Annotated in this window: 13 protein-coding genes; 5 read left to right on the top strand and 8 right to left on the bottom strand. The window is 61.9% G+C overall.

All coding sequences use genetic code 11. The features are described 5' to 3' along the window. On the bottom strand, nucleotides 1–202 hold a 202-nt coding region (locus EOA79_RS33705), incomplete at its 3' end, for an asparagine synthase-related protein (protein WP_245489912.1). Between the two features lie 256 nt (nucleotides 203–458). On the opposite strand from EOA79_RS33705, the gene EOA79_RS22125 reads away from it, so the two are divergent. Continuing rightward, nucleotides 459–734 carry a DUF1153 domain-containing protein gene (locus EOA79_RS22125; protein ID WP_006203587.1) on the top strand — a complete coding sequence of 92 codons (276 nt, stop codon included), beginning with the start codon at nucleotides 459–461 and terminating at the stop codon, nucleotides 732–734. 69 nt (nucleotides 735–803) lie between these two features. On the opposite strand, the gene EOA79_RS22120 is transcribed toward EOA79_RS22125, so the two are convergent. Then, complete coding sequence (locus EOA79_RS22120) at nucleotides 804–1730, bottom strand: NADP-dependent oxidoreductase (protein WP_095823319.1); 927 nt, start codon at nucleotides 1728–1730, stop codon at nucleotides 804–806. Nucleotides 1731–1820: 90 nt separating this feature from the next. On the opposite strand from EOA79_RS22120, the gene EOA79_RS22115 reads away from it, so the two are divergent. After that, nucleotides 1821–2228, top strand: a complete 408-nt coding sequence (locus EOA79_RS22115) for a helix-turn-helix domain-containing protein (protein ID WP_066994146.1) — start codon at nucleotides 1821–1823, stop codon at nucleotides 2226–2228. 80 nt (nucleotides 2229–2308) lie between these two features. On the opposite strand, the gene EOA79_RS22110 is transcribed toward EOA79_RS22115, so the two are convergent. Beyond that, the gene (locus tag EOA79_RS22110) at nucleotides 2309–2686 is read right to left on the bottom strand and encodes a flagellar export protein FliJ (RefSeq protein ID WP_066994149.1); all 378 of its coding nucleotides are present in this window, start codon (nucleotides 2684–2686) and stop codon (nucleotides 2309–2311) included. Nucleotides 2687–3135: 449 nt separating this feature from the next. On the opposite strand from EOA79_RS22110, the gene ctrA reads away from it, so the two are divergent. Further along, nucleotides 3136–3831: a cell cycle two-component system response regulator CtrA gene (gene ctrA / locus EOA79_RS22105; protein WP_006203583.1), complete on the top strand. Its 696-nt coding sequence runs from the start codon at nucleotides 3136–3138 to the stop codon at nucleotides 3829–3831. A gap of 78 nt (nucleotides 3832–3909) precedes the next feature. Here the strand turns inward: ctrA and EOA79_RS22100 are convergent, their stop codons facing one another. After that, the gene (locus EOA79_RS22100) at nucleotides 3910–4260 is read right to left on the bottom strand and encodes a response regulator (RefSeq protein ID WP_095823318.1); all 351 of its coding nucleotides are present in this window, start codon (nucleotides 4258–4260) and stop codon (nucleotides 3910–3912) included. 232 nt (nucleotides 4261–4492) lie between these two features. Continuing rightward, on the bottom strand, nucleotides 4493–5122 hold the full coding sequence (locus tag EOA79_RS22095) for a histidine phosphotransferase family protein (protein WP_067326376.1): 630 nt from the start codon (nucleotides 5120–5122) through the stop codon (nucleotides 4493–4495). 386 nt (nucleotides 5123–5508) lie between these two features. On the opposite strand from EOA79_RS22095, the gene EOA79_RS22090 reads away from it, so the two are divergent. Both EOA79_RS22090 and EOA79_RS22085 read left to right on the top strand, forming a co-directional pair. Next, nucleotides 5509–6045 carry an EipA family protein gene (locus EOA79_RS22090; protein ID WP_245299591.1) on the top strand — a complete coding sequence of 179 codons (537 nt, stop codon included), beginning with the start codon at nucleotides 5509–5511 and terminating at the stop codon, nucleotides 6043–6045. Nucleotides 6046–6182: 137 nt separating this feature from the next. Continuing rightward, nucleotides 6183–7328 (top strand): hypothetical protein, encoded by a 1146-nt coding sequence (locus tag EOA79_RS22085; RefSeq protein ID WP_095823317.1) that lies wholly within the window; start codon nucleotides 6183–6185, stop codon nucleotides 7326–7328. A 41-nt stretch (nucleotides 7329–7369) separates the two neighbouring features. Here EOA79_RS22085 and EOA79_RS22080 read toward each other — a convergent pair whose 3' ends face one another. The 3 genes from EOA79_RS22080 to EOA79_RS22070 all read right to left on the bottom strand — a co-directional run bounded on the left by EOA79_RS22080 (nucleotide 7370) and on the right by EOA79_RS22070 (nucleotide 9498). After that, a complete protein-coding gene (locus tag EOA79_RS22080; protein ID WP_127335438.1) occupies nucleotides 7370–8167 on the bottom strand; it encodes an RNA methyltransferase in 798 nt (265 codons plus the stop codon). Nucleotides 8168–8223: 56 nt separating this feature from the next. Then, a complete protein-coding gene (locus EOA79_RS22075) occupies nucleotides 8224–8562 on the bottom strand; it encodes a metalloregulator ArsR/SmtB family transcription factor (protein WP_066994170.1) in 339 nt (112 codons plus the stop codon). 165 nt (nucleotides 8563–8727) lie between these two features. Next, on the bottom strand, nucleotides 8728–9498 hold the full coding sequence (locus tag EOA79_RS22070; RefSeq protein WP_095823571.1) for a HugZ family protein: 771 nt from the start codon (nucleotides 9496–9498) through the stop codon (nucleotides 8728–8730). Nucleotides 9499–9605: the final 107 nt, after the last annotated feature.

Raw genomic sequence — 9605 nt, 5'->3', positions numbered from 1 at the left:
CGTCGTCGATGTCCTGGCCGGCGCAGCAGGAACCGGCCCGGTGCGTTGCCGCGCCGTGGTCGTAAAGCTGCAGGGTGACGCCGACAACATCATAGCCTTCGCGCTTCAGGATGCCGGCAACGACCGATGAATCGACGCCGCCCGACATCGCGACGACGACGCGGGTGTCTTCTGGGCGTCGGGGAAGATCGAGGCTGTTCATGGTTCTTTCAATCTGCGTGGCGCTGGCTGCCAATGGCCGGAATATAGGTCAAGCATCCCGGCGGCGCCAGCTTGGCTCCTCAAGCGATTTTATCGGGCAAAATCAGGGCCGGACCCCGATTATCTCAAATGCCGAACGAAAACCTAACGCGACGTTCACGATCCTTACCTAGTCATTAGGCTTCGCTTAGGCAATTTTTAAAGCTGTGGCGGTACGGTGGCGGGGATTGGGTCTTTGAGTTTTAGTAGAGAGTACGATGACCGATCTGGTTAGACCTAGAGTCAAATATGTTATCGGGCCCGACGGCAGCCCTCTCACGATAGCCGATCTACCGCCGACGAATACACGGCGCTGGGTTATCCGGCGCAAGGCGGAAGTCGTCGCGGCGGTCCGCGGCGGACTACTCAGCCTGGAAGAGGCCTGCCAGCGCTACAAGCTGACCACCGAGGAGTTTCTCTCCTGGCAGGCATCGATCGACGAATATGGCCTTGCCGGGCTGCGCACGACGCGGATCCAGCAGTACCGGCACTAGGCTCCGACTGCCGGAAACCAAAGAAGGGCGCGGAACTCCGCGCCCTTTTGCTTCCGGGATCTGCGCTGATCAAACCGTCAGCACAACCTTGCCGATCGGTCGGGTGGCGAGGAAGGCATGGGCGGCACCCGCCTGGTTCAGCGGAAAAGCCTTCGCCACGTGCACGGCGAGCTTCCTGGCATCGACTAGCCTGGCGAGTTCCACCAGCCCCTCGCGATCCGGCACCACCGACATGCGCTCGACGCGGATGTTGCGCTCCCCGGCCTTGGCCCTTGTCGCATCGTGGACGTTGAGCAGCGACACCAGCACGCCGCCTTCGCGCAGCACTTTCAGTGACCGGTCGGCATGGTCGCCGCCCATGGCGTCCAGCACCAGATCGATATCGCGGACCCGTTCGGTGAAATCTCCGTTGGTGTAGTCGACGACCTCATCGGCGCCGATCGAGCGGACGTATTCAAGCTTGTCCGGGCTCGCAGTGGCGATGACCCAGGCGCCGCGCGCCTTGGCTATCTGCACAGCGAGATGGCCGACGCCGCCGGCGCCGGCGTGGATCAGGACGCGCTGGCCGGATTGCAGGCCGCCGTGGCGGACGAGACCCTGCCAGGCGGTCAGCCCGGCCAGCGGCAGCGCCGCGGCTTGGGCATGGTCGATGGCGGCAGGCTTGGCTGCGATCTCGTCCACCGGCGTGGCGACGAACTCGGCATAGGCGGCGGCCTGCTTGGGGAAGCGCGGCATGCCGAACACCGCATCGCCGACCTTGAAGGCGGTCACGCCGGTGCCCAGCGCCTCGACGGTGCCCGAGATATCCCAGCCGAGAATGAAAGGTGGTTCGCCGATGAGAGGGAAGTAGCCGGCGCGCACCGCGCCATCGACCGGGTTGATGCCCGCGGCCTTGACGCGGACCAGAACCTCGCTGGCCTTGGGCGAGGGGGCCGGTTGTTCGGCCACGAAGAGGACGTCGGGTTCGCCAACGGTATTCTGGGTAACGGCACGCATTGGATGGTCTCCTGCTTGATTTCTGCCGCTATCGTTTGGATAGTAACAATCTCTTGTCTAGTATGCACCTTTCGGATATATAGATACCTCATGGATAGTGAAGACAGCGGTTCCTTTGGCTACGATGCATTCCGGCGCACATGCCCGTCGCATACGGTGCTCGAAATGCTGGCCAGCAAATGGGTCTATCTGACGGTTTGCGCGTTGCGGCGCGGCCGCCTGCGCAATGGCGAGCTCGCCCGCAAGCTGGAAGGCATCACGCCGAAAATGCTGACGCAGACGCTGCGCGTGCTGGAGCGCGACGGGCTCGTCCGGCGCGAGGTCTACCCGGTCATACCGCCGAGGGTCGAGTATGAATTGACGGAGCTCGGCCAGAACCTTGCGGGACTGCTCAGCCAGATCAGGTCCTGGGCGGAAGAGCATGCGCCCGACATCAAGGATGCCCGTGCGCGGGCGTCGGCGGACCATCAGGATGATGAGACGGCGATGCTGCCCTAAGCCGGAGGCCGGGCTTTTTCGGCTCGTGGTTCGACACCACGATGCCGGCAGTCCTCCGAGGCATCAATTGCGTTTGGCGGTCAGCCGATCATGGCGCTGCGGCCGCCCACTTCCGTGTCGCGGATCTTGCTGTCGCGCGATTCCAGCATCTCCGCCTTGGAAAGCTCCGCTTCAGCTTCGCCGAGTAATGATTCGGCCATGGTTCGCTGCTGGGCAAGATCGTTCTGCGAGTTCCTGAGGTTGTCGCGGCGCAGGCGTGCCGCCTTGGCGAAGGTCGGATAGGCAAAATGGTTGATGTCGGTGATGCCGGCTTTTTTCTCTTCGGCGACGATTTGCGCCTCCAACTCGACGGCCATGCGTTCGAATTCGGCGATCATCATGTCCAGCTGCAACAGCTGGCGCCGCTTCTCATTCACCTGAAACTGCTTCAGCCGAACGAGGTTTTCACGTGACTTCATGACTCGGTACTCCGCAAAACGCACACCTGCATATCGTCCCATCGACCTCGAGAGGCCTACGCGTCGCCCGTTTCCACCGGCTTTCCCCGCTCTATGGGAAACAAAGCCCTAAAGATTTTTGCCGGCGGTAACCATTCGTTTACGGGCATTGTTAATCATACGGGCGAGGACTTAAGGCCGGGTAAAAATTCCGGACAGCGGCAGGAAGCGCGGCCTGCGAGTCTCTGGAGTCACTTAGGCTTGCTTATTAATGTGGTACATGAGCGATTTGGGTCTACGATTCGTTATTAGATTCAAGTGGGTGTAGAAACGGGTTAAAAAATCTGATATCGTGACCGACACGAAATTAGGATTTGTTAACCAGTCGGTGGCACCTTCTGTTCAGGCAATCACTGCTCCGGGTTCGGGACGGGTCGTGACGCGGCCCGGCGGCAGAAAAGGGGAATGAAATGCGTGTTCTGCTGATTGAAGACGACAGTGCAACCGCACAGAGCATCGAGTTGATGCTGAAATCGGAAAGCTTCAACGTCTATACGACCGACCTCGGCGAAGAAGGGGTCGATCTCGGCAAGCTTTACGATTACGACATCATCCTCCTCGATCTTAACCTTCCCGACATGTCGGGCTATGAGGTGCTGCGCACGCTTCGCCTCTCCAAGGTCAAGACTCCGATCCTGATCCTCTCCGGCATGGCCGGAATCGAGGATAAGGTGCGCGGCCTCGGCTTCGGCGCCGACGACTATATGACCAAGCCTTTCCACAAGGACGAGCTGGTGGCGCGCATCCACGCCATCGTGCGCCGCTCCAAGGGCCACGCCCAGTCGGTCATCACCACCGGCGACCTGGTGGTCAATCTCGACGCCAAGACGGTCGAGGTGGGCGGCCAGCGCGTGCACCTGACCGGCAAGGAATATCAGATGCTTGAGCTGCTCTCGCTGCGCAAGGGCACGACCCTTACCAAGGAAATGTTCCTCAACCACCTCTATGGCGGCATGGACGAGCCGGAACTGAAGATCATCGACGTCTTCATCTGCAAGCTGCGCAAGAAGCTCGACGCAGCGTCCGGCGGCCAGAATTACATCGAGACGGTGTGGGGCCGCGGCTATGTGCTGCGTGAGCCGGAAGACATCCGCGTCAGCGCCTGATCCTCTGCCAATTCAAACAAAAAACCCGGCTCAGGCCGGGTTTTTGTTTGGGGTGTCGAAAAGCTCAGGCCGCGATTTTCAGCGGAAGCTCTCGAGCAACTGCGCGCGGTTGAAGGGCTTCAGCAGGTAACCCTGGGCGCCGGCACGTTTCGCTCGCATGATCGAGCCGACATCGACTTCGACGAGCGAGACCAGGATCTGCGGCTTGACGGGGTTTTCGATGGCACGGATGCGGCGAATGAGGTCGACCGCCTGCATATCCGGCAGGCCGCCGTCGACAACAATGACATCGGGCATGTCGCCGGAGCAGATCTCGATCGCATCAAGCCCGCTGGCCGCCTCGAAGACCACGATGTCCGAGCCGCCAAGGATACGCTTCGCGACCTTCCTGATGACGCTCGAGTCGTCCACGAACAGGCAGCGTTTCATTTCCGGGTCCTCTTTGCCATCTGCCGAACCGGCAATCCGGTAACCGTGAGGCACCCTAGAACAATCTGGTAAAGAAGCCGAAAAGCGGTTAGGTAAAGTTTTTCCAAAGAACCGCTTTGCGCGGTTTTGGCCTGCGATGCATTGCAGTGCCAGGCGGCAGGCAATGCTTCGATCGCACTGCCAGCTGCAAGATCAGTGACAATGGATACTTGACCTGTTCTTGGCTGTCGCCTCAGGCCGCCGACAACACGATCTCATCGGCCGTCGCATGGATCGAGATCGTCATGTTCGCCTCGCGCGCCAGAAGCAGCGTGTAATAAGGCTGGACCGAGTGGGCGTCGATCGGCTCCTCGGGCTTGTGGCCCGAATGCAGCTCGAGGAATTTCGGCGGCACCCGCAGCATGGGGCCGCTCGCCGACAGCGAGAAACGCGGTTCGGTCTCGAGGTTCTCCAACGTGACAACCAGCCTGCCGCCACGCGGTATGGCGGCATTGGCGACAAGAATGAGATTGAGCAGAAGCTTGACCTTGTTCTTGGGCAGCAGCGCGCGGGCGCCGTTCCAGACAAGTTCCGGCTTCTCGTTCTTCAGGAAGGCAATGGCCACGGCCTCGGCGTCGCCGGTATCGATCATCATGCCGGCGGAGCCCGCGGCGCCGAAGGCGATGCGGGCAAACTGCAGCCGCGCCGAGGCGTTCCTGGCGCTCTGGCGAATCAGCTTCATGGCGTCTTCGTCGGCGCCGCCTTCATCGAGCAGTTCGAGGCCGTTGTTTATGGCGCCGACCGGCGAAATGATGTCGTGGCATACGCGGCTGCACAAAAGCGCAGCCAGATCGGGGGCGGAGAGGGTGAAGAGCTCGGCCATCGGAGAAATCCCTGCTGGTTCACATGTCATGGCCGAACGTTGTCGCGCCCGCTACGCGAATCACGCTCTTTTCCAAGGCCTTCTGAATACACAGCGCCCGTCCATGCATCAACAAATCCACAGCTGCGGACAGCGAAAATGGTGCGTGATGCCGCGAAATTGAGGCTGATAGAGATCGTGTCAGGCTCTTCAGCCCTCGAACCGCCATCTTCCTGCGCCAGCTTAATGGTTGAAAAAGGATTACGGCATAGTTTGCCCGTAACAGTCATCTCGAAACGGCCGCCAAGAGCCGTAGGGATACGAGGCGTCGGCGAAAGTGCTCCCTGACGGAGATTGGAAGCATGTTTTCCCGATTCTTTGACCGGATGTTCGTCCGCGTCCTCACCATGACGATCGCCCTCTCGGGTGCTCTCATCCTCTCAACCTCGGCGTCGCGGGCCCAGGAATACACCGCGCAAGAGATTGTCGATTCCGGCCACAAGTTCTTCGGCGCGACGTCGGGAGGCCTCGCCACCGTGGTCGAAAAGGTGTTCGCGTCCTACGGCCTGCCAAACGGTTATCTGCTCGGCGAGGAGGGATCCGGCGCGCTGATCGGCGGCCTGACCTATGGCGAGGGCACGCTGTACACCAAGAACGCCGGCGACCATAAGGTGTTCTGGCAAGGCCCATCGCTCGGCTGGGATTTCGGCGGCGAAGGCTCGCGCGTGATGATGCTGGTCTACAATCTCGACGATATCAGCAGCCTCTACAACCGCTTCGGCGGCGTCGCCGGATCGGCTTATGTCGTGGCGGGCGTCGGCTTCAACGTGCTGCAAAGCAACAGAGTGCTGCTCGTTCCGATCCGCACCGGGGTCGGTGCCCGGCTCGGCGTCAATCTCGGCTATCTGAAGCTGACCGAGCGGGCGACGTGGAATCCGTTCTGACCGGACAGGATTGCCACAGCCGCTCGGATAAGACTGATCGTGCCGCGGCGTGCTCTTGCCGCGGCGCTGGATTTCCGCCATGCCAAGGTGGCACAGTCGGCATGGCGGGTTGCCGCCTCGCATACGGATAGTCCACCTTGGTCCAGTCGATCCTGTTCTTCGCACTCGGCTTCCTCTGCGCGGCCTTTCTGGTGTCGCTGATCGCGCCGGCCGTCTGGCGGCGGGCCGTCGTGTTGACACGCCGGCGCCTTGAGGCCTCGATGCCGCTGACGCCTGCCGAGATGCTGGCCGAGAAGGACCGTATCCGCGCCGAGTTCGCCATGAACACGCGCCGACTCGAGATGAACATCAAAAATCTGAAGGAAAAGGTGGCCGAGCAACTGGTCGAGATCGGCCGCGCCCAGGAGGCCCTGAAGGGACTGGCGGTCGAGAAGAAGGACAAGACTCAGGCGCTTTCCGATCTGCAGGCCAAGAACGCGGAGCTCAGGCTGCGCGAGGAAGAGTTGCACAAGCTTACGGAAAAGCTGGCGCAGGCGGAGCGCTCGCTGGAGAAGCGCGCGCTGGAGCTGCAAAAGCTCGAGCAGATGTATGACGAAGCCAGCTTTTCTTCCTCAAACCGCCAGATCGAGCTCGTCGCCCGCGAATCGGAACTGGACAAGCTTGCCAATGACATTGCGGTGCTGCGCAGCCAGCGCAAGGAAGCGGACCGGCGCAATCAGGAACTGGCAGCGGAAAGCAAAGCCGCCAGGGACGCGCTCAAGGCGGAGAAGAAGCGGACGGCCGAGCTGGACAAGAAGGTCGAACGGCTGCTTGCAACCCTTGCCGACCGCGAGGAAAAGCTGGACAGGCGCGAAAAGGAGCTTGCGCGGATGCGCGAACGCCCAAGCAAAGATCATGCGGTAAATGGCGGAACGCATAAGGCCGACGAAGTCCAAGGGATCGACAATGCCATCGCCAAGCTCGAAGGCGATCGCGAGCGGCTAGAGGCGCGGCTGACGGCGCTTGCGCGGGAGAACAAGCGGCTCAAGACCGATCTTGCCGTGCTCGAAACGGCACAGCCCGAACAGGCAGGCGACGCGCCGCGCGCCGGTGCGGCGCTTCGCGAACAAATGAACGAACTGGCAGCCGAGGTCGTCAACCTGACGATGAAGCTGGAAGGGCCGGATTCGCCGATCGCCAAGGCCTTGGCGACACCTCGCGACGAGCGGCAAGATATCGGCGAGCGCGGCATCAGCCTCGCGGACCGTGTCAGGGCCTTGCAGAAGGCCAACGCAAGCAACTGATCCGAATGCCGTGGCGAGCGGAGCGTCTTGGTCCTGCGCCGCTATCGTTTCGAGAAGTGATGCAGGGCGATGGCCGATGCGGCTGCAACGTTCAGGCTGTCGAATCCCTCCGCCATGCCGATCCGTACGGTCCGCAGGCGACTGAGCAGGGTCTCGGGCAGGCCTTCGCCTTCCGTGCCGAGAAAGAGGGCCAGCCGAGACGTTCTTTCCGCAGCGCGGATGTCCGTTTCGCCGCGCGGCGAGAGCGCGAACTGGGCGAAACCCATCCGGTCAAGCGTTGCGGTCAAGCTCATCGCATTGTCGAAGGAGCCGAAGGGCACCTTCAGCGCCGCGCCGACCGAAACGCGGATCGCCTTGCGGTAAAGCGGATCACAGCAGGTGGGATCGAGAAGCACGGCGTCCGCGCCAAAGGCTGCGGCGTTGCGGAAGATCGAGCCCATATTGTCATGATTGGATATGCCGACCAGAACCACGACCAACGCGCTTGCCGGCCAGGTTTCGAGCAGCACCTCGGCCGGTTGAGGAGAGCCCCGAACGCCAATCGCCAATACGCCGCGATGCATGTGGAAGCCGGCGATCCGGTCCATGACGTCGCCGTTTACGACATAGATCGGGAGGTCGGCTGGCGCCTTCCGCAAGACACCTTCGAGGCCCGCCCGCCTGTTCTCCAGAATGAGGGCCGATTCCGCCGCGAAGCGTCCGGCCGACAGCAGAAGATCCAGCACCACCTTGCCTTCGGCGACGAAGCGCCCATGTCGGCCGACGAGATCGCGCTCGCGGATATCGAGATAGGCGGCGACACGCGGATCCCGCGGGTCGTCGACAGGGATGAGGTTCATAGAAATCTCGCCGGCGAACGATCGTCAGCAAGGTAAGGGGCTTTGCAGAGCCCGGGTCAAGTCCCGGCGCGGCGCATCCTGTAGGCCATCTGAGACAGGTCGCCGTCGCCGAAAATGCCTTCCAGCGTGCGAAGCAGCTCGCGCACCGCGTCGGAGTTGCAGGAATAATAGATCATCTGGCGATCGCGACGCGTCTCGACGATATCAAGCGCTCTCAGCTTGGCCAAATGCTGCGACAGAGCGGACTGGCTCAACTGGACTTTCTCGGCGATGGCGCCGACGGACATTTCGCCCTCGATCAGATAGCTGACGATCAGCAGCCGCTTTTCATTGCCCATGAGCGTCAGAAACGCGGCAGCCGATTCTGCGTTGGCGACTAGCTTGCTTGAGATCATGGATCCCCCATGTTTTCTGGCTCATCCAGCTGCCATGGGGGCAATGGCGGCTGATTTCCACGATATTCAGGTCAGGGAGCGCCGCTGAATCGGCGCTGCAACAAAAGGTAGATCATTTTACCTAAATCTCAAGAGTTGCTTTCGATCCGGGACGATTAACTTTCGCTACTGTGCCCGGCCTGCGGCGCGCCCGGCCCTGGCCATCTCGACCAGCACGGACCGCAACTCGCCGGCAGTGCCGAGAGGCCGAGGGAAGAAGACCCTGCAGGTGGCATCCGGAGAAGCCAGATCCATGCCGTCCGCATCGAAACCCGTAGCGATCCAGCCATCGCCTTCGGCCCGGCCGAAATGGCGCGCATAAATGCAAAGCGCATCGCGATGGTCGGCATTCATGTGGTCCAGGGCCGACTGTTCGCTGGCCGCCAGCTCCTCGACGATCGGGCCGCCGGCGATCAGGTCGGCGCGATCCAGAAGATAGGCTTTGCCGAAGCCGCCATTGAGACTGGCGCGTTCAGGCTCGAGCCGGAATATCGAGAAGTCGCCGAGCCCGGCATAGAGTTTCGCCTTCGGATTGCGGTTGAGATAGCGCCGTTCGGCGCGGGCGTGACCCGCCGATCCGCGCTCCAACCGCAGCGCCTGGCATACAAGCGAGATGCGGGGATGCGCGAGCGGATCGCCCTTGCCGGGTTCGCCGACGAGCAGCGAGCAGCGCGGGTCGGCGAGAAGCGCGCCGGTATGCGCCGACAGCATCGAGACCAGGATCAGCGGCGCGCCGTCGATGTCGGTCGCCACGCCGACCCGGCTTGCCAGCGGCGCCCCGGTGCCGGGCTCGATCGCCGCAAGCGCGCCGAAGCGGGCCGAGCGGACCAGAGTCTTCGCCAGCCTGACGGCCTCGGTGTCGGTCTCGCGGATGACATCCTTCCTGGTCTCGGTCACAGCGCTCACCGCGATAAGTTGATTTCTACTCTCCGGCTATCGGCCAAACAGGCCGGACCTGACAAGGGCTTCAATTTCAGTCTCGTCGATGCCGAAGCGTGCCAGCA

It is taken from the genome of Mesorhizobium sp. M1A.F.Ca.IN.020.03.2.1 (genome assembly GCF_004023205.1).
In the GTDB taxonomy this organism is placed as follows: domain Bacteria; phylum Pseudomonadota; class Alphaproteobacteria; order Rhizobiales; family Rhizobiaceae; genus Mesorhizobium.
Note: the sequence above shows the minus strand (reverse complement) of the source record. Positions and strands in the feature narration are given on the sequence as shown.